Annotated in this window: 17 protein-coding genes; 7 read left to right on the top strand and 10 right to left on the bottom strand. The window is 50.4% G+C overall.

Annotated features, from left to right (window positions below; all coding sequences use genetic code 11):
* The 7 genes from LG219_RS14855 to LG219_RS14825 form a co-directional block, all read right to left on the bottom strand.
* Positions 1-189: hypothetical protein (locus tag LG219_RS14855; protein ID WP_226765228.1), on the bottom strand; the 189-nt coding region annotated here is incomplete at its 3' end.
* A 140-nt stretch (positions 190-329) separates the two neighbouring features.
* On the bottom strand, positions 330-1,493 hold the full coding sequence (locus LG219_RS14850) for a THUMP domain-containing class I SAM-dependent RNA methyltransferase (RefSeq protein ID WP_226765227.1): 1,164 nt from the start codon (positions 1,491-1,493) through the stop codon (positions 330-332).
* 18 nt (positions 1,494-1,511) lie between these two features.
* Positions 1,512-4,343 (bottom strand): ATP-binding protein, encoded by a 2,832-nt coding sequence (locus LG219_RS14845; protein WP_226765226.1) that lies wholly within the window; start codon positions 4,341-4,343, stop codon positions 1,512-1,514.
* A complete protein-coding gene (locus LG219_RS14840) occupies positions 4,344-4,601 on the bottom strand; it encodes a hypothetical protein (RefSeq protein ID WP_226765225.1) in 258 nt (85 codons plus the stop codon). It lies immediately after the preceding gene.
* On the bottom strand, positions 4,588-5,259 hold the full coding sequence (locus tag LG219_RS14835) for a hypothetical protein (RefSeq protein WP_226765224.1): 672 nt from the start codon (positions 5,257-5,259) through the stop codon (positions 4,588-4,590). Before LG219_RS14835 ends, LG219_RS14840 begins: the two co-directional genes overlap by 14 nt.
* A gap of 115 nt (positions 5,260-5,374) precedes the next feature.
* Positions 5,375-6,637: a hypothetical protein gene (locus tag LG219_RS14830; RefSeq protein ID WP_226765223.1), complete on the bottom strand. Its 1,263-nt coding sequence runs from the start codon at positions 6,635-6,637 to the stop codon at positions 5,375-5,377.
* A gap of 556 nt (positions 6,638-7,193) precedes the next feature.
* Positions 7,194-7,586, bottom strand: a complete 393-nt coding sequence (locus tag LG219_RS14825; protein WP_226765222.1) for a hypothetical protein — start codon at positions 7,584-7,586, stop codon at positions 7,194-7,196.
* A 109-nt stretch (positions 7,587-7,695) separates the two neighbouring features.
* On the opposite strand from LG219_RS14825, the gene LG219_RS14820 reads away from it, so the two are divergent.
* Both LG219_RS14820 and LG219_RS14815 read left to right on the top strand, forming a co-directional pair.
* Complete coding sequence (locus LG219_RS14820) at positions 7,696-9,810, top strand: site-specific DNA-methyltransferase (protein WP_226765221.1); 2,115 nt, start codon at positions 7,696-7,698, stop codon at positions 9,808-9,810.
* Entirely contained in the window at positions 9,807-12,758 is a 2,952-nt protein-coding gene (locus LG219_RS14815; RefSeq protein ID WP_226765220.1) for a DEAD/DEAH box helicase family protein, read from the top strand. The genes LG219_RS14820 and LG219_RS14815 overlap by 4 nt, the downstream gene beginning before the upstream one ends.
* A 141-nt stretch (positions 12,759-12,899) precedes the next feature.
* Here LG219_RS14815 and obgE read toward each other — a convergent pair whose 3' ends face one another.
* The 3 genes from obgE to rplU all read right to left on the bottom strand — a co-directional run bounded on the left by obgE (position 12,900) and on the right by rplU (position 14,862).
* On the bottom strand, positions 12,900-14,060 hold the full coding sequence (gene obgE, locus LG219_RS14810; protein ID WP_226765231.1) for a GTPase ObgE: 1,161 nt from the start codon (positions 14,058-14,060) through the stop codon (positions 12,900-12,902).
* A gap of 192 nt (positions 14,061-14,252) precedes the next feature.
* Positions 14,253-14,534, bottom strand: coding sequence for a 50S ribosomal protein L27 (gene rpmA, locus LG219_RS14805; RefSeq protein WP_173533190.1), 282 nt, complete (start codon positions 14,532-14,534; stop codon positions 14,253-14,255).
* 16 nt (positions 14,535-14,550) lie between these two features.
* Complete coding sequence (gene rplU / locus LG219_RS14800; RefSeq protein ID WP_173533189.1) at positions 14,551-14,862, bottom strand: 50S ribosomal protein L21; 312 nt, start codon at positions 14,860-14,862, stop codon at positions 14,551-14,553.
* 403 nt (positions 14,863-15,265) lie between these two features.
* Between rplU and ispB the strand changes: the two genes are divergently transcribed.
* From ispB to LG219_RS14775, 5 genes are all read left to right on the top strand, one after another.
* Positions 15,266-16,228 (top strand): octaprenyl diphosphate synthase, encoded by a 963-nt coding sequence (gene ispB, locus LG219_RS14795; RefSeq protein WP_226765230.1) that lies wholly within the window; start codon positions 15,266-15,268, stop codon positions 16,226-16,228.
* Positions 16,229-16,363: 135 nt separating this feature from the next.
* Entirely contained in the window at positions 16,364-17,116 is a 753-nt protein-coding gene (gene modA, locus LG219_RS14790; protein WP_226765219.1) for a molybdate ABC transporter substrate-binding protein, read from the top strand.
* On the top strand, positions 17,113-17,514 hold the full coding sequence (locus LG219_RS14785; protein ID WP_226765218.1) for a TOBE domain-containing protein: 402 nt from the start codon (positions 17,113-17,115) through the stop codon (positions 17,512-17,514). Before modA ends, LG219_RS14785 begins: the two co-directional genes overlap by 4 nt.
* Positions 17,507-18,172 carry a molybdate ABC transporter permease subunit gene (gene modB, locus LG219_RS14780; RefSeq protein WP_226765217.1) on the top strand — a complete coding sequence of 222 codons (666 nt, stop codon included), beginning with the start codon at positions 17,507-17,509 and terminating at the stop codon, positions 18,170-18,172. The genes LG219_RS14785 and modB overlap by 8 nt, the downstream gene beginning before the upstream one ends.
* A complete protein-coding gene (locus LG219_RS14775) occupies positions 18,165-19,037 on the top strand; it encodes an ABC transporter ATP-binding protein (RefSeq protein ID WP_226765216.1) in 873 nt (290 codons plus the stop codon). The genes modB and LG219_RS14775 overlap by 8 nt, the downstream gene beginning before the upstream one ends.
* Positions 19,038-19,042 lie beyond the last annotated feature (5 nt).

The raw sequence follows: 19,042 nt of genomic DNA, 5'->3' as shown, positions 1-19,042 counted from the left end.
CATTTTGAGAGTGTAAGCACTTGTTTGACTGGCAAACCAAGCACTCACACTCATCGGCTGTATTTTGTTAAAGATCAGTGGCTTAGGACACACAAAACAACCTAGAAACCGGTGTTTCGTTTGCTGTGTCAGCAGCAGAGAGGCCGAAATATACGGCAGCCCTGCGATCACGTCAACACCTTGTTGCAAAGAAAACGCAACAAGGTAGATAAGTAGTTGATTTATATGAAAATGGATTTAATTCAAAAATGCAGCAAACGACAGAAACAAACAAGGGCGCTATCGCGCCCTTGCTTTAAAATCACTTAAAAACAGTTAAAACGTACTGTTTATTCTTCTTTTGGCTTATCCCGATTGCCGCCAGCAATCATTTTGTACTCAAACAGGCGGCATTCCAGTGGGCCATTAAACAATACCGTGCGTTTTGACGCCTTCAAACGCATATGTTTAGGTATATCTAAGTCGGCAGTGAGAAAATAAGTATCCCAGCCGGCAAAGCGTTGCTTCAATAGTGTTGCCCACTGTGGATACAAACTAGCCAAATGCTCTTTCTCATCCATCCGTGCGCCATAGGGTGGATTACAAATCCACACGCCCGACTCTGCTGGTGGTTTTGCATCTAATACATTCAATTGCTTCAACTGAATACTGTCTTGCATGCCCGCCGCTTCAATATTGGCTTTGGCATGAACCAATACGGTACTCGATACATCACTACCCATAATGACATTGGGCGCAACACTGAGTTCTTGTGCTTTGGCTTCAGTCAAAATGTTTTGCCAGAAGGATTTGTCGTACATGCGCATTTTTTGGAATGCAAATTGTCGATCCATACCTGGCGCGACACGACGCGCAATCATCGCCGCTTCAACAAGGAACGTACCCGAACCACACATCGGATCGTAAAACGCTTGATCCGGCGTCCAGCCGCTTAAGGACAAAATCCCCGCAGCTAGATTTTCACGCAATGGCGCTTCGCCGGTTTCAACGCGGTAACCGCGTTTAAACAGTGGCTCACCGGATGTATCTAAATACAGCGTGACGTTTTTCTCTGATAGATACACATTAATCCGCATATCCGGTGCTTCAGTATCCACGCTAGGACGATTACCGCATTTAAGGCGGAAACGATCGCAAATACCGTCTTTCACTTTCAACGCGACAAAATTGGTACTGCGTACCGGCGAGCGCACTGCAGTCACACTCACTTTAATGGTGTTTTCTACGGCAAAAATATCCGCCCATTCAGTATCTCGCGCCAAGCGGAAAATATCGTCTTCCGAACGGTAAGGTTTTTCAACCAATTTCCATAAAATCCGACTCGCAACGCGCGAATGCAGATTGGCTTTGTACATCAAAGTCCACGGACCAGAAAAAGCCACGCCGCCATCGGTGACGTGAATGTTCTTCGCCGCCAGTACTTCGAGCTCTTTTTCTAATACAACCTCAAGTCCACGTGGACAGGGGGCAAAAAAATCAAAAATTTGTAGCACAAGTTTCTTCTTTAAAAATTAAGTCGTTATTGCAAGTGTACTCGCATCCAGCACTTCGGTGCGGCGACGCGTTTGCATAATCAGCGGCGCCCAAGTCTCGCCGGGGCGTTTTTTACGCGTTGTCAGCGTCAATTCAGACGGCCCATACACATTGGTATTATGTGTAAGCGGCGTAGTAATCAAATACTGCGCATTGGTCGCTTTTAGGAACGCACCAACGCGATCAATATTGAAAATATCCAAATGCGCGAACGGCTCGTCGATAAATACAAAGCCCGATGGATTGCTTTCATCCATCATTAAGCCAATCAACAAGATCAATGATTTCATCACCTGCTGACCGCCCGATGCTTCGCCGTCGTTCAAGCCCATCATGCCTTTTTGGTCAAAATTGAATCTTGCCGTTAAGCCCGCTTGCGCCAGCACCACATCATCGTTTTCCAAATGCGGCATATCGAGTTCAACATCAATCCCGGCCAGCTCGCCCAAGCCTTTCACATTGCGGCCATAGGCGCGAACTGTCGCGCGCAATTTATTAATATATGCGGCACGCGCTTCATCGGTCAGCTGAGCAGTGCGATCGACTTCTTGGCGATGACCCAGCGACTCACCTTCGAGCGCTTGGTAATCATTCACCAATTTATCGCGGCGCTGCACGATGGTTTCGTCTTTTTCCCAATGCGCTTGGCTTAACTGCTCAGTTTGTCGCACCATCATATGCCGCACTTCAGCAACGCTATTGTAGTCTTCCTTCAATTGGCGCAACGTGGCAGGCATCAGCCAAACCGATGGCACTTGCTCGCGCAAAGTACGAATCGACGTCAATTGTCGGCTGATTTCATTGCGTTGACGCTGCAACTGCGCTTGCATTTCATCAATGGCACGCTGCAACTGATCGCGCTCAATCTCGATTTTTTGTGCGCCCAAACGTAAATCCGCACGACCTTCGCGAGAAGACTCCAGCGCCGCTTGCGCTGCCGCGAGTTCAGCGCCCAAACGTTGCACTGCCGCTTGCTCTTCTGGATAACGCGCGGCAGCTGCCGCCAATTCGGCCTGACGACTCGCCAGCTGAACTACCGCCTGCATGCCCATTAATTGCTGGGTAATTGTCGCAATGTCGCGCATCAGGCTATTGAGATCAGCTTCTTTATTTAAAATTTCTTCGTTCAGCGCTTTTAAACGCAAGGCGATATCGGCCAAGCGAGAATGACGTGCGGCTTCACCAAAAGCATAATCACGGGTATCTACCCCGATAAAGCGTGCACCACGGCGTTCACGCAGATACCCCTCACGGGTAATCCAATCGCCATTAATGCGTGCACCGGCTTCAACCGATTTAACCCGCTGAATACCATTCAATTGCCGCGCCAACCAAGCTGGCACCGGCGCTTTAAAGTCGAGAATTTCTAAAATCGAGCCCAAGGTTGCTCTTGGCGCAGGCTCGCGCTCAGACACAATAAAGCTGCGATAACGCAGGCGCTCGCCCACTTCCCATGCGCGCTGCTTATCCGATTCGCGCTGCAACAAGATCAAATGCTTGGATGGCGCGAGCAACGCCTCAACCGCATCTTGCCAAGTATTGTCTTTCACTTCGCAAATTTCGGTCAGCAATTGATGAGGAATCCCTGCGGCATCAAGGCTGGAGCGCATTTGGCGCACAAATTCAGGTGATGGCGCTTTACCCGCTTGCAAGGCAAATTGCGCTTCGGATAATTGCTGGCGTTCTTCTTTGGCATTTTTCAGCCAAATTTTAAGGTCGCCCTCTTGCTGCTTTAGCTCACCCAAACGGTCATTCAGCCCCACGGCATCCGCGCCGTGCTCACGCTCGGCCAACTCACGCAGGCGCTCGCCTTCTTTAATCAGTTTTTCAGTATCGCGCGCCGCATCCCGTACTGCTTGGAATGCCTGAAACTGCAGATCGTAATCGGCCTTGCTTTGCGACTCGCCCTGCAACGTTTGCTGCGCCGCTAAGCGCGCCACCGCCAGCTGCTTTTCTAGCTGCGCCAAATCACCACGACGATGCCAAAAACTGCGACGGTTTTGCTTAAATTGCATCAAGTAATGCCGCAAATTCTCGTTGGCCTCAGCCACTTGCAGCGCGGGAATCACCTCTTTTTCTAAGCGCTGGGTATCAGTCCCCAAAGAGCACCATTCCAAATAGCTACTGGCGCGCATCCGAAAACGCTCGACATCTAAGCCCAATTGCGACAACTGCTGGTTCATTTTATCCAGCTCGCCCTCCGCCTCACGCAGACGCAGCTTGGCTTCGCTGTAATGATCCAAGACTTCTTTGTCGCCAAACACCTGAAACACCAAATCGAGCAGTGTTTTAGGGGAGTATTCGCATAGCTTGTCGGTATCACCTTGCTCCAAGGCCAATACCTCGGCAATCGCTGGGGTTAAACCAGCTTGCTCCAAGCGGCGGCGATAATCGCCCACACCGAGCCATTGCAAATGATTTTCGGTCGTACCATCAAGCTGCGCATCCCCTTCGGCAATCGCATACTGCCGCACCCAATCCCCACCTTGCTTTTTAATCCGGCAAAACAGCGTCACCGTTTCACTGGCCAGCGGGAAAAACAAATACGGAAAAAACCCACCACCGCTGCGGCGCGGATTACTCACCACGGCACGCAACCACGCGATGTTTTCTTTGTTATTACGCACATAACGCTTGTAATCGCGCCGCCCTGAGCATTTCAGCGCCAGCATGGTGCGTAGCGCGTCAAGCAAAGTGGTCTTACCCGAACCATTTGGCCCGACAACAGTCACAATCTGTGCATCGAGCGGCACTGAAATTCTTTGCCAGAAATCCCAGTGCACCATTTCTAAAGTTTTAATCTGGAACATTTAGCGCATCTCCACCACAATTTTTTTCCCGAGACCCCAATGCCGCCCAGCTTCCACTGTGTCACAGCAAAAATTTCTCAACGCAGAGGCGCAGAGGTGCGAAGAAAAGCCAAAAACAATGCGTTCCGATATGGACTTAGCATCAAAACGGGCAAAATCGCCTCGTTTTTCCTCTGCGACTCTGCGACTCTGCGTCGGATTTTTAAGGTTTTTGGCGGGGTAACAAAGTGGCGCAACTAAAGTTTTAATCTGAAACATGTGTGCCCTCCACATCGTCGGCAATCTGCGTGCCGGTCAATTTCAAAATATCAGCGAGCGCGCCGTTGATAATGCGCGGGGCGAGTTTGGCGTAGTCAATCATCAGATCCAGCAGCGGGCCTTCATAAATCATCCGATTGCGGCGATTGATAAAGCCTAATTTAGTCAGTTGCCCCAAATTGGTGGCAAACCGCATTTTGCCGCCGAGCACTTTGCCAAAGTCAGCGTACAGCGCGTCTTCTGAAATGCCTTGCGCGACGCCTTCGCCGTGCTCGATCGGTTTTTCTGCGCCAAACATATCGCTTTGATCTTCAGAGCCAATGGCAACGCGGGCAATTTGCCGCTCACGTTTTGGCAAAATAATCAGCGCCCACACCACGACTAACAGTGCAATCCCATCACGCGGCAAGCCCATATTATTGGATAACCACGCGTCGCCCTCACCAAACACCCATTCTTCCATTTGCGGCTGCAAAGCCACGGCAATGTGTTCGGCGTAGGGATTTTCTAGCAATTGCAGACCACAATCGGCCAAACGATGCTCGAGCGACTCACGAAACATTTCATCAATCAACGCGCGCCGAGCCAGCGGGTCTTTGCGCAATACAAAACGCTGCGCCAACAGGCGAGCGACTAAAATATTCAGGGCTTGATCCATATTTAACCTAAGAATTCTTATTAACCACAGCGGCACAAAGGCGCAGAGAGCCAGCTTTCTTCTGTGTCTCTGTGCTGCGGTGGTGAAAGATTTTGCCTGTTCATTACCGTGATCATCACTGTGACATCAGTCGCCCAGCGCTAATGCTGGCCACTTCCGGGTGATCGGGCTCATACAATTCACCGCTGATTTCGAGTCGCAATGGCAACTTGACGATATCGGCGACGACGCTTTTCTCTAGCGCAGCTTCAGCGTCACCCAATAACGACAATAACGACAAACGATAAGCGGTTTCTTTATACGTTGGTGCCAGCACGGCGGTCGGCAAGTCGCCACCCATACCTTGCGCCACCAAACGACTCAACTCGTCAAACAATGCTTCGGCAGCCAATAAACGCTCAGCTTCAACGGCACCGACCTCTTGTGCCGCTGCGCCTTGCGGCATTTCGCTGATGACATGCGTCGGTCGTTCGCGTTCGATAATTTCAAACTCGGTCACGTCGAGCAACACATCAGAAACCACAAAAGCCGGCTCAGGATGAAATAACACCAAATCTCGACCTAAATCAGCGAGTTTTTCTTGCTTTTGCTGGCGCAACCAATCGGCGACATTGGTGGTTGATAAACCGGACTGTCCCAAATGCACCCGCTGCGACGCCAACTCGGACAAACGACGATGAAACACCGAAGTCAGTCGCAGCATTCTGGCTTGCGCCAATGCAATCGATTGGGCGATTTGATACACCCGAGGATCGGTCGTGTCGTCAGTCAGCACCGTGCGAATCACATCGGTGCCTTTTTCGACCCATTGCCAGACTTTTTCGAGTTTTTCCCGCGCAGCGCGGATTTGAAACTCAGATTGCGACTCGAGTGCCGCTTCAAAGTCGGTATAAAGCTCATTCAAACGCGCCAATAAATTAAGCAGCACTTCGTTTGAGACTTGACCAAGCGATTGCCCAGCGGCAACTTGCGAGGTTAAATAACCCAGTTCAGCGTCGCCATCGGCAAATTGCACCACCGTGCCGAGCGCCGCCAGCGCAACGCGGCCCGATTCGCTCATCGCATAGAGCTGCTCGTCCACATCCCAAATCAATAAGCCGTTCTCGCGCAAGCGCTTGAGCACCGTATCGAGCTTGATTGGATTGAGATAGGAAAAATGCATTTGCAAATCTTGCGGCGACCAACGCGGTGCATCGGCGCGCGCACCAATTTCACGCAGAATCAGTAGGCGCACTAAAACTTCGTCTTCGCCGCCACGAAATAGCGTAATAAAAGCATCAAGATAATGCCGCGCGCGCAATAAACTTGCCATCGACGGCAAATCAGCAGGCGCGAAGCCATTGGCAAAAAATTGAGAGAGTTCGTTTTCGTCTTGCATGAGGATGACAGAAATCAGGGAGGGGCAAGGCTAATGCTAAATGACGGGAAAGACAATCCTTTTCGACTGATGGCGGCAGGTAAAATCAACACCCCATCCAACTATTACGCTTAAAAATTCGAACATCAACAATTAGCTACAAAACTAAGCCTTACTAATAATTAGATTGGGCAATAAATTTAACAAGGTATTGCCTTCTAGCTCAGCATTAATAATCTCAAAGCAAATATCTTTACAAATTCATTATAAAATAATCAGAAAGAGCATATTAATTTCAGAGGTAAAAAATTCAGCAAAAGTCTTCCTGCGTCATTGCTTCAACTTGTCGTACTAGATGTATTGTTTGCTACTTCGACGCCTTGCCATAAAATTTATATGCGCACATTTAAAACGCATACCAATAATCTTCAATTTTTAATTGTGATGATTCAAAACTATGCGAGCCATATATGCATTAGCACCAATTACTCCGAAATAGCATCGCGAAATCCATTGCCGCATACTGCGCTCATAACAATTTCATGCACGAATACGTAGAGCTATTCGCACCCAAGGGTTAACGCAAAGAACGCTTAAACGCCAAAATCACTTCACGTACGATTTTCTTCTGTTCAGCTGGCAAGTTCAAAAATGCTTCAAATACTTCACGTTCTTGATAGCTAATACTAACCTCCCATTCTTTTCGACGTTGCTCGATTTGTTTGGGCAGTTCAGCACCAAAACTTAGCTCGTGCGGCGGGATCTTCAACCACTCAGCCAGCACTGCAATTTTGTCATTAGGGGGAGTGACCTGCCCCAGCAGCCAACGGCGAACACCGTGCAAGGTCATCGGTTTTCCGTAATAGCGCTGATTAAACTCACGCTCCAACACGGCTGGCTTGGGGTCGTAGCCCGCAGCAAGCATTGCCATCTGCAAACGTTCAGCAAATTCAGTTTTAACATTTTTCATGCAAAAACCATAACGCCAGCACTTAACTGGTTACGTTACTGGTAATTTAGTTACGCACTCAGTTAGACTATTGGTTACAAAATTAATTAAAGTCCAAATTGACAACGTTATGGCCAAATCTCTGCTCGAACAACTCCCCGAAATTGTCGCTAATGGCCGCAAAGTCGCCGAAAAAATACTAGAAAGTTTAGAAAACCGAAACCGCATCGCACTACAAAACCGCGAATGGGTACTACCAGCCAAAGACAGCAAGGCCAGCGACTGGATTAGCAATGCTAGTCGGCAAGATGCTCAAGCCAGCGAAAGTGACTGGCACAACCGCTTAATCTACGGCGATAACCTGCTGGCAATGGCCGCACTGCTGGCTGGGGATACCGACAATGCCAGCTTGCGCGGCAAAGTTGATCTGATTTACATCGACCCGCCGTTTGACTCCAAAGCCGATTACCGCACCAAAGTCACTCTACCGGGCGTCGAGCTGGAACAGCGGCCAACCGTCATCGAACAATTCGCTTATTCCGATACGTGGAGCGACGGAACGGCATCATATTTAGCGATGATTACGCCACGCTTGGTGTTGATGCGCGAATTACTGTCCGACACCGGCTCGATTTATGTGCATCTGGATTGGCACGTCGGGCATTACGTGAAACTGGTGATGGATGAGGTGTTTGGGAAGGATAATTTCCTTAATGAAATCATTTGGCAACGAACAGGTGCACACAACGATGCAGGGCGATTCGGAATTGTCCATGATGTCGTGATGCTTTATCGCAAAGGTGAATCCCATATTTTTGAGCCCGTTTATGTCCCTCATTCGAATGAACACCTGAATACAAGATTCAATCAAATCGACGATTTCAATGGAAAGCGCTTTTTCGCGGGGCCAATTACTGCACCAGGCTCTGGCCCCTCTCGTGCCTTCCAAGGACGACAAATTGCACCACCTAAAGGTAGGCACTGGAGCTACTCGCAAGAGAAAATTGACGAACTTGAAGCAAATAGCCGGATTTATTACTCAAACACCGGAACTCCGTATCTCAAGCAATATATGGATGAGTACGTTGAACAAGGCAGACGAGTGCAGTCCGTTTGGGTGGATCTGCTACCAGCAAAAACAGGGGCTGAACTACTTGACTATGCTACCCAAAAACCAGAAAAACTGCTTGAACGCATTATCAAAGCTTCCTGCCCCGAAGGCGGCCTAGTTGCTGACTTCTTCGGCGGCTCGGGCACGACGGCAGCCGTCGCTGAACGCCTCGGTCGGCGCTGGGTGACCTCCGACTTGGGCAAACCGGCGTGCATGATTATGCGCAAGCGGCTAATCGACCAAAACGCCCAGCCTTTTCTGTATCAGGCGATTGGCGATTATCAGGTCGAGGCGGCCAAACAAAGTCTGGGGCGCGATTTTCGCATTGGTGATCTGGCGCAGATTGTATTGTCGCTGTATGGCGCTCTGCCGTTGCCGATTGAGGAAAATCCAACACGTGCTTTGGGTCGAGTCATCGCGAATGGCGTAAAAACACTGGTTCTGGCCGATTCACCGAATAAACTCACTGGCCTTGCCACGCTGAAAAAAGCCATCGCGCTGCGTGATGGCTTGATGGGTGGCTGGGATAAAGTCGTCGTACTGGGCTGGAATTTTGACCCCGCGATTGCCGAAAGCATTAACGCACTGAATGATGTTGCACTAGAAGTCCTCGTCATTCCTCCCGACCTGCTCGACCGACTCAAGAAAAAAGGCGGCTTGGAAAAACTGCGTGGCAGCGTGCGCTTTGCCAGTTTGCAATACCTGAAAATCGCGCCAGTAAAAAGGGTTCGCGTGGAATCGCCCCCTCACCCCAACCCTCTCCCGCAAGGGGGAGAGGGAGCCACCGTGCAAGAAACGATCACCATTACGCTCGCCAATTACGTTTTATTGTCACCCGATGCGATCAATCTGGACGAAGCCAACCGTAGCAAACTACAAGCGGTAATGAATGCCGAGCCGCTAGCTTTAATCGAATACTGGGCGGTTGACCCTGATTACGACGGCAAAATGTTTCGCTCGGTGTGGCAGGATTATCGCGGCAATACCGATAACGACGGCGACCCGCTACGCGTCATTACGCAAGCAGTGCTAACCGTTCCCGCCAAAACCGGCGCGCGCCGAGTCTGCGTTCGCGCGGTGGATGTATTTGGTTTTGAAGCCGAAGTTTCACTCGATGTGGCGGTGACAGCATGAGCGCCCTTCAGCCCAATCCATCCAGTAACGATCAACTGGCACTCGCGACAGCGCTCACAGCCAAAACCAATCTGCTTTGCGTTGGCCTTGAAGATGGCATCGCCGATATTCTCGAATTGGTCACGCCCACAACACGATTACTTTTGAATTGGTGGTTTGGCGCAGAGCAATGCGCCAGCCGCAGTTTCAATTTTCATCCGGGGCAAAAGCAGGCGATTTTAAATACCATCGTCGCACATGAAGTGCTGCAAGCGCCGGATTTGCTCGCCCTATATCAAGCAGTCGCTCCCGATGCTTTACTGACTGGAACACGGCTAAGCGAAGTCGCACAAGCCAAGCACAATCATCCCAAATATTGCCTGAAAATGGCGACGGGCACGGGTAAAACCTGGGTGCTGCAAACACTGATGGTGTGGCAAGTTTTGAATAAATCAGCATTACTGGCCGAAGGGCTGATTGATGCGCGCTTTACGCGGCAATTTTTGGTCGTTGCACCGGGGCTGATTGTTTACGAGCGTTTGCTCGATGCGTTTTTAGGCAAGGAAAGCGCAGGCGTTCGGGATTTCTCTAGCTCGGACATTAGCCGTTATGCCGAGCTATTTATTCCTGAGCTTGATCGTGATGCGGTGTTTGCTTTTGTACGTGGCAATGTGTGCAACAAAGCTGAAATTGGCCTCAAAGCCACCGGCAACGGGATGATTGCGATTACCAATTGGCATTTGCTGAATGGCAGTGATGATGAAATATCACCAGATGAAATGGTCAGTGCCGAATCGCTGGCTAATCCGCAAGACCTCATCGCGCAACTCTTGCCGCTAACACCGGGCAGAGCGACGGGCAATAGCTTGGATGTGCTCGACCGCCGTTATGCGCGCGGCGATGTGCTGGATTTTCTGGCGGGCTTGCCTGAGCTAATGGTGTTTAACGACGAAGCCCACCACATCCACGACTTTAAAAAAGAAGGCGAGGCCACGGAAGTTGAATGGCAAAAAAGTCTGACTAAAATCGCCGAACCCAAAGGCATCTCCTTTGTACAGCTTGATTTCTCGGCAACACCATACAACGACGTGGGCAGCGGCAAGAACAAAAAGAAAGTCTATTTCCCGCACATCATCGTCGATTTCGACCTAAAAACGGCGATGAAGCAAGGCTTGGTTAAATCGTTGGTGCTGGATAGGCGCAAGGAAGTCGCTGCGCTACCGCTGGAATTTAAAGCCGAGCGCGATGACGACGGCAATCCCACTTTGGGCGAAGGCCAGCGCGTGATGCTGCGGGCTGGATTGCAAAAACTCAAAAAACTTGAAGCTGATTTCGCCAAAATTGATCCGAATCGCCATCCAAAAATGCTGGTTGTTTGCGAAGACACCTCCGTTTCGCCTTTAGTCTCTCTGTTTTTGCAGCAGGAAGGACTCGGGGACGATGAAGTGATGACCGTCGATTCAGGCAAAAAAGCCGAACTCGGCGAGAAAGATTGGGCTCCGGTGCGTGAACGGCTATTCAATGTCGACAACCATCAAAATCCTCGGGTGATTGTTAGCGTACTGATGTTGCGCGAAGGTTTCGACGTCAACAACATCTGTGTCATCGTGCCGCTACGCGCCAGCCAAGCGCAGATTTTATTGGAGCAAACCATCGGTCGTGGCTTACGCCTGATGTGGCGTGACGCTGAATATGGCGACATCAAACGCGAAAATCGTGAGCTGATTCATGCGGGCAAAGAACCCGGCAGCCTGATTGATATTTTATCGATTGTTGAGCACCCCGCTTTCCAGAGTTTTTACGATGAGCTGATGAAGGAAGGTTTGGTCGGCGTTGACGACGGTACGAATGACGGTGGCAGTGGCGTCGGCGATATGATTTCGGTTGGGCTAAGCACCGATTTTGCAAAATACGATTTTGCGATTCCGTTTATCCTGCGCGAAGCCGAAGAATGGCTGGCTCACCACGCACCGGAGATTAGCAAACTATTGCCATTTGCGGCTTTATCCCGTAGTGAATTGGCGGCAATGATAGGCAAGGGCGATCTGTTTACCTCGCAAGATTTACAAAGCCACACGCTATTTGGTGATTATCGCGTTGACGGCGCGGTGATGCAGGTGGCGGGTTATAACGATTTATTATCACGCCTGACTCGGCGGATTAGCCAAGCACTGAGCCAGCCCTTACCCAAGGGCAATAAAATCGCCAGCCATCTGGCGAATCCCTATCTGCAAGTACATACCGCTGAATTGGCGAGTTGGCTGGAGGATTACATCGAAAACCAGTTATTTGCTGAGCCGTTCGCGCCGCTAGAAAATGAAAACTGGCGACTATTACTGCTTACGCCTGTACTCGATCATATTTGCCAGCAATTCGCGCTGGCCTTGATTGAGGGCGAACAGCAAACCTCTGACGATGCCTGCGAAGTCAAACATCGCTATTTGTCGGAAGTTGAAAAGCTCATGATGCGCGAAGCGTATTCCTTGCCGGTAACGAAAAGCATTTACGAACGACTCCCCTTTCCGGCCAACAAAGGCGGGCTGGAGAAAATGCTGATTGAATGGGCACAAGCGGATAGCCATATCGAGGCGTTTAGTAAAATCAGCGAAACGCGGCATCATTTTGTTCGACTGCGTTATGTGAAAGAAGACGGTTTGCCCGCGTTTTACTCACCGGATTTTTTGATTCGGACGAGCGATGCGATTTATCTGGTCGAAACCAAAGCGCAGCAGCAAGTCAATCACCCGAACGTGCAGCGCAAACTCAAAGCCGCAGTAGCGTGGTGCGAGCGCATCAATGGTTTGCCAAGCAGCGAGCGGCAGGAACGCAGCTGGCATTACGTTTTATTGGGCGAGACGGCGTGTTACGACTGGCGGGACAAAGGCGCACATCTGGATGAGTTACTCGCCTTTGCCAAGGCGCGACCACAACTTAATAGCTTGACGCAAACGAGTTTAGATTTAAATTAACAACAGGGTATCTGGATACAGCGATTAATAACAAATAGCTATGTCCAAATACTTATATCTTCAAATATAAAAGAGCCCCGATCATTTAATCGGGGCTCTTTTACTTCTGCATACGTCGGAATGCGTTTCGCTTCTCCGTAATTACTTCACATCACCCGCTTCTAGCGCTGCGGCACGTGCCGCCAGCAAGGCGGCTTTTTCAGCAGCAACACGATCGGCTTCTACTGCGGCGACTTCACGGGCGACTTTTTTCGCCGCTTCCAGATAATCCATAATCGCGTAAGTCAAATCGCGGCAACCTTCGCCGGTCAAACCCGCAATCACAAATAAGCGTGGTTTTAGCGGTTCAAAATCAGCATACGGATTTTGTACGCCCGCATCCCAGCCGTAGGCTTCCAAAAAGGCCGCAACGCGTTCTTCACGTTCGTCTTCTGGAATCATGTCGACTTTATTGAGCACCAACCAACGCGGTTTTTGATGCAAATCTTCATCGTATTTACGCAATTCTTCGACAATGGCTTTGGCTTCGGCCACTGGATCGGTATCGGCATCAAACGGCGCCAAATCAACCAAGTGCAACAAAATCCCAGTGCGTTGCAAATGCTTTAAAAAGCGATGACCAAGACCCGCGCCATCACTGGCACCTTCGATCAAACCTGGCACATCTGCAATCACGAAGCTGCGGTTTTCATCGATACGAACCACGCCCAAATTCGGGTACAAGGTCGTAAATGGATAGTCGGCCACTTTCGGCTTGGCGGCCGACACGGCACGAATAAAGGTTGATTTACCCGCATTCGGCATACCCAGCAGACCCACATCGGCCAAGACTTTCAATTCCAAACGCAAATCACGGCGCTCGCCTTCAAAACCCGGTGTTGTTTGGCGTGGTGCGCGGTTAATCGACGATTTAAAATGCAAGTTACCAAAGCCACCGGTACCGCCTTTAGCAATCGCAATCCGCACGCCATTACTGGTCAAGTCGGCGACGACTTCACCAGTTTCAGCGTCGGTAATCATGGTGCCGATTGGCATGCGCAATTCGATATCGTCGCCGCCTTTACCGTAACAATCCGCACCGCGACCATTGTCGCCATCGCGAGCTTTGTATTTCTTTTGGAAGCGGTAATCGACCAGCGTGTTGATGTCTTCGTCGGCAATCGCCCACACCGTACCGCCTTTACCACCGTCGCCACCATCAGGGCCGCCACGGGGAACGAATTTTTCTCGGCGCATACTGGCCGAACCATTGCCACCCTTACCACCAATGGCTTCAATTCGAGCTTCATCAATAAATTTCATCATTTTCTCCTACCGATCTCGGCGCAGGCTCTGGGGTATTGCACTGCAAGCGAAGTGGCTTGACGCATAGAGCTATATACATCACAACTTTATCTGGCAAACCGCTTAGACTTAAATCCGTATCGTATTTATAAAACAAAAAAAGCCCTATCACAGAGACAGGGCTTTCAAACCGACCAAAGAAGCCGCTAATTAAGCAGCAGCTTCTTCTTCGCCAACGTATGGCAATACAGTTACAGTGCGGCGTTTCAAAGCGCCCTTCACTGCGTACTGAACATAACCATCGCACTTAGCGAATAAAGTATGATCTTTACCCATACCTACATTGTCACCTGCGTGGAATTCAGTACCACGTTGACGAACAATGATTGAACCTGCAGGGATCAACTCGCCGCCGTATACTTTGATACCAAGGCGTTTTGATTCAGAATCACGACCGTTACGTGAACTACCACCAGCTTTCTTATGTGCCATTGTTTAAGCTCCTTAATTAAGCGACGATAGCGTCGATACGGATTTCGGTGTAGTTCTGGCGATGACCAGCACGACGCATGTAGTGCTTACGGCGACGCATCTTGAAGATGGTAACCTTTTCGCCACGACCATGAGAAACCACAGTTGCTTTGATGGAAGCACCGGCCACCACAGGGGTACCGATCTTCACTGCTTCGCCGTCTGCAACCATCAATACTTCTTCGAGTACGATCTGGCTGTCAACGTCTGCAGTAATCTGTTCTATGTTTAATTTTTGGCCGACGACAACTTTATACTGCTTGCCACCGGTTTTTACGACTGCATACATAACAAGCTCCTAGGGAGTTTGGCCCAACACGCTGCACAAACGCTAGCGTGCCTTCCCAAATTGGGAATCGGGCATTCTACAAACGTTTTTCAATTGAGTCAATGACTTATTGATTCACAGCCGATTACGCCCACAAATTGCGCCACAAGCGTCAATCCACCTTGAAATCAAGGTACACATCCAAAGCCAATCCATGCAATCTAAAATCATTTCGCCCCAAATGACGGTGTGCCGCCCTGGATTTTTGCCCTATTTGAGCAAGCTAAAATAGCGGTGCTCGCATCCTGCCGTGAGCAAGGCGGCGGGATGATGGCTTTTCTGCTAAAATCGCCGGATTATTTTTAATGGCGGCGTGCACTCCTTTGCAACGCGGCTTAATTTCTAGGGTGAACCCAGCGTGTCGATGAAGTTTGTTAAATCGGTAGTTGATGCCGATATGGCCTCAGTAGATAGCGTCATTCGTGAGCGTTTATATTCAGAAGTCGTTTTGGTCCGCCAAGTGGCCGAATATATTGTTGCTTCAGGTGGTAAACGCCTGCGTCCAATGATTGTGCTCCTCGCAGCGCAAGCGCTGGGCTATCAAGGCAATAAACACCATGAACTCGCTGCGGTGATCGAATTTATTCATACCGCGACACTGCTGCACGATGATGTGGTCGATGAATCAAGCCTGCGCCGTGGCCGCGATACGGCCAATGCTTTGTTTGGTAACGCCGCTTCAGTTCTGGTGGGTGATTTTCTCTACAGTCGCGCTTTCCAAATGATGGTTGGCTGCGGCTCGATGCGCGTGATGGAAGTGCTGTCAGACGCAACCAATATCATTGCCGAAGGCGAAGTGTTGCAATTAATGAACATCGGCAACACCGATGTTGATGAAGAAGATTATCTCAAAGTCATCCGCTACAAAACGGCCAAGCTATTTGAAGCTGCGGCGCGTTTGGGTGCGATCTTAAATCACAGCGAGCCTGAGATTGAAGACGCCATCGCCCGATACGGCATGCATTTAGGTACGGCGTTTCAAATTATTGACGACGTGCTCGATTATTCAGGCCAACAAGAAGAAATCGGCAAATCACTGGGCGATGACCTCGCGGAAGGCAAGCCCACTTTGCCACTGATTTATGTGATGAAGCATGGCGAACCCGACGCGGCAGCGGTTGTCAAAGATGCACTCGAAAATGCCAAGCGTGAAAACTTTGACGCGGTATTAGCGGCAGTTCAGCAAACCGGCGCGCTGGAATACGCGCGCCACACTGCCGAGCAAGAAGCTGAACGCGCCAAAGCGTGTTTGGCCAGCTTACCGGACAACCCATTTACGCAAGCGCTGCACGCGCTGGCAAGCTTGGCGATTGATCGAAATAGCTAATGTTAATTCATGTTGTCATGCTGGGTATCAGCCTAAGGTGCGCCTTAGGCTTTTTTACGCCTGAACCCCATCGAGGTATGGGCAGCCGTCAAGAATCGACTTATAGTCTTTACTCTTTTCTTGGGGTGCTTTGACATGAAACACTGGTTTTTATCGCTCTGTTGTCTGGCGCTTTGGCCCAGCATCAGTGCTGCAGATACGTTTCGTCTGGCTGCCGCGGCCAATTTACAAGCCGTGACGCAAGCGCTGAGTAAAGACTTTTCCCAAAAAACCGGCCATCAGTTTCAAACTAGTTTTGGCGCTTCAGGCAAATTATTTGCCCAAATTAGCCATGGCGCGCCGTTTGATGTTTTGATGTCGGCCGACCTGAAATACCCACAAACATTACTCAATCAAGGCGCGGCCATCGCGCCACTGGTGCATTACGCCAATGGGGTGTTAGTGCTCTGGACTCAGCAAGCGACGATGCCTAAAGATTGGCAAGCTTGGTTGCAATCGAATGCAGTACAAAAAATTGCCATTGCCCAACCCGAAAGCGCCCCTTATGGCCGAGAAGCGCTGCGAATTTTAAGCGCCCTACCGCAATTTCCGGTACTCAAAAGCAAGCTGGTGTATGGCGAAAGCATTGCTCAAGCCAGCCAGTTTATTGCCACTGGCGCGGCGCAAGCCGGTTTTAGTGCCAAATCTATTGTCAGCAACCCCGATCAACGCCAAAGTGGTGCTTGGATCGAGATTCCACAATCCGCGCATCAAACCATCGCCCAAGGCGCAGTGCAAACGCGCTACGGCAAAGACAATGCCGCAGCCAAAGCCTTTATGCGTTATTTACACAGCCCGAGCGCCCAGCAAATTTTGCTGCGCTACGGTTACTTGGTGCCACAACCATGAATCGACTGCCTGCAGCCTTAGCTCAAATTGATATTGATGGCGGCATGGCGTTTATTGCTGCCGATTATTTGCAATACCGCTTCAGCGCCATGCTGCTCGGCATTCAAGACGATGTTGCCCAATGGCAAATCGGTCAGGCTGTAGAGCTGGCTTTTGCAGAAAACGACGTCGCACTTGCTGTGGATTTACATGGCCAAATTAGCCTACGCAATCGCTTTCACGCCCAAATCGAGCACATTGCAAACAGCCCACTGTTAAGTCGGATTACGCTGCGTTTTGGTGAGCAGACCTTGCATGCTTTAATTACCCGCTCATCGTGTGAGTCGCTGGGTTTGCACTGCGGTCAAAGCGTTGAATGGTTAGTTAAATCCAATGCCATGCAGGTGAGCCGTGCTTGATCCGCAACCCTTATTGCTCACGCTGCAATTGGCGACGCATACGACGATTTTACTCACCATCGTGGGTATTCCTCTGGCGTACTGGTTGGCTATGGGCCAGAGCCGTATACGTTATATAGTTGAAGTCATCACTAGCCTGCCCTTGGTGCTACCGCCAACGGTGCTGGGCTTTTATCTCTTGCTGCTGTTTAGCCCGAGCAGCAGCGTCGGCGGTTGGTTGGTCGCTCATTTTAATGTGCATTTGGCGTTTTCTTATGCTGGTTTAGTCATTGGCTCGATGCTGTTTAGCTTGCCATTTATGGTGTTACCGCTGACCAGTGCTTTTCGGCAGCTCTCGCCCACCCTACTCGATGCCGCACGCACGCTAGGCAAAAGCGAAAGCAATATCTTATTTCGCGTTATTTTGCCCAATTGCCGAGTCGGCCTCATCAGTGCGCTGATATTAACTTTTGCACATACGGTGGGGGAATTTGGCGTGGTGTTAATGATTGGCGGCAATATCCCAGGACAAACGCAAGTGGCGTCCATTGCGCTATATCACGAAGTTGAAACCCTTAATTACAGCGCCGCGCATTTATACGCCGCAGTGCTGGTGGGCTTTTCTTTTGTGGTGCTGATGGCGCTGCGCTTAATCAGCGGAAAAACCCGCCATGCATAACCTCTATCTGGATATCCAAACCCCAATGCAATCGGCGCATGGCGCCCGATTATTGCAAATCAAAACGCATATTCAAGCCGGTAGCATTACCGCGATTTCCGGGCCATCTGGCGCTGGCAAATCAACGCTATTGCGATTGATCGCCGGATTAAACACGCCGCAGCAAGGTGAAATTCGCTACGGCGATCAATGCTGGTTTGACGGTAAAACGCGCGTTGCGACTCGGCATCGCCACGTTGGCATGGTGTTTCAAGACTACGCGCTGTTTCCCAATCTCACCGTGCGCGCACAATTGGCTTACGCTCAGCAACAACGCAACGATGCGCAAATTGATCAACTGATCGAGCAAATGGGTTTGCAGCAATTGGCCTCACGTAAACCCGAACAACTCTCTGGTGGCCAACAGCAGCGCGTGGCGCTGGCCAGATCCTTGGCGGCCGAGCCAAAAATTCTCTTACTCGACGAAGCGCTGTCAGCGCTGGATCGCAGCCTGCGGGATGAATTGCAGCAGCATTTACTTAATTGGCAGGCGCAATCGGGCGCAATACTGCTGGTGGTTAGCCATGATTTGGGCGAGATTTTTCGTTTAGCCAGCCGCGTGATTCAACTGGAAAATGGCCAAATGTTTGCCGATGGCACGCCTGCGGCCGTGTTGCTGCCGCAAAGAGCCAGTGGCCGTTTACAACTGATGGGGACTTTACTCGCAATTGAATCGGCCGGCGTAGCGGCCTTACTCACCGTGGCGTGTGGTAACGAAACCGTGGCCACCTTAGTTAGCCCCGAAGAAGCCGCTCGCTACCGCGTTGGGCAATCGATTTCACTCACGGTCTCGGCGGCCAATGCTTGCGTGAGCGCAGTGTATTGATGGTG

This window comes from Deefgea salmonis, from assembly GCF_020531905.1.
GTDB classification, from domain to species: Bacteria; Pseudomonadota; Gammaproteobacteria; order Burkholderiales; family Chitinibacteraceae; genus Deefgea; species Deefgea salmonis.
Note: the sequence above shows the minus strand (reverse complement) of the source record. Positions and strands in the feature narration are given on the sequence as shown.

Coding starts and splice junctions, on each gene's coding strand:
- LG219_RS14840 (WP_226765225.1), bottom strand. CDS start 4,601: ATGTTTCAGATTAAAACTTTAGTTGCGCCACTTTGTTACCCCGCCAAA.
- LG219_RS14820 (WP_226765221.1), top strand. CDS start 7,696: ATGGCCAAATCTCTGCTCGAACAACTCCCCGAAATTGTCGCTAATGGC.
- LG219_RS14845 (WP_226765226.1), bottom strand. CDS start 4,343: ATGTTCCAGATTAAAACTTTAGAAATGGTGCACTGGGATTTCTGGCAA.
- LG219_RS14785 (WP_226765218.1), top strand. CDS start 17,113: ATGAATCGACTGCCTGCAGCCTTAGCTCAAATTGATATTGATGGCGGC.
- ispB (WP_226765230.1), top strand. CDS start 15,266: ATGAAGTTTGTTAAATCGGTAGTTGATGCCGATATGGCCTCAGTAGAT.
- LG219_RS14825 (WP_226765222.1), bottom strand. CDS start 7,586: ATGAAAAATGTTAAAACTGAATTTGCTGAACGTTTGCAGATGGCAATG.
- modA (WP_226765219.1), top strand. CDS start 16,364: ATGAAACACTGGTTTTTATCGCTCTGTTGTCTGGCGCTTTGGCCCAGC.
- LG219_RS14835 (WP_226765224.1), bottom strand. CDS start 5,259: ATGGATCAAGCCCTGAATATTTTAGTCGCTCGCCTGTTGGCGCAGCGT.
- LG219_RS14775 (WP_226765216.1), top strand. CDS start 18,165: ATGCATAACCTCTATCTGGATATCCAAACCCCAATGCAATCGGCGCAT.
- rplU (WP_173533189.1), bottom strand. CDS start 14,862: ATGTATGCAGTCGTAAAAACCGGTGGCAAGCAGTATAAAGTTGTCGTC.
- obgE (WP_226765231.1), bottom strand. CDS start 14,060: ATGAAATTTATTGATGAAGCTCGAATTGAAGCCATTGGTGGTAAGGGT.
- LG219_RS14815 (WP_226765220.1), top strand. CDS start 9,807: ATGAGCGCCCTTCAGCCCAATCCATCCAGTAACGATCAACTGGCACTC.
- LG219_RS14830 (WP_226765223.1), bottom strand. CDS start 6,637: ATGCAAGACGAAAACGAACTCTCTCAATTTTTTGCCAATGGCTTCGCG.
- rpmA (WP_173533190.1), bottom strand. CDS start 14,534: ATGGCACATAAGAAAGCTGGTGGTAGTTCACGTAACGGTCGTGATTCT.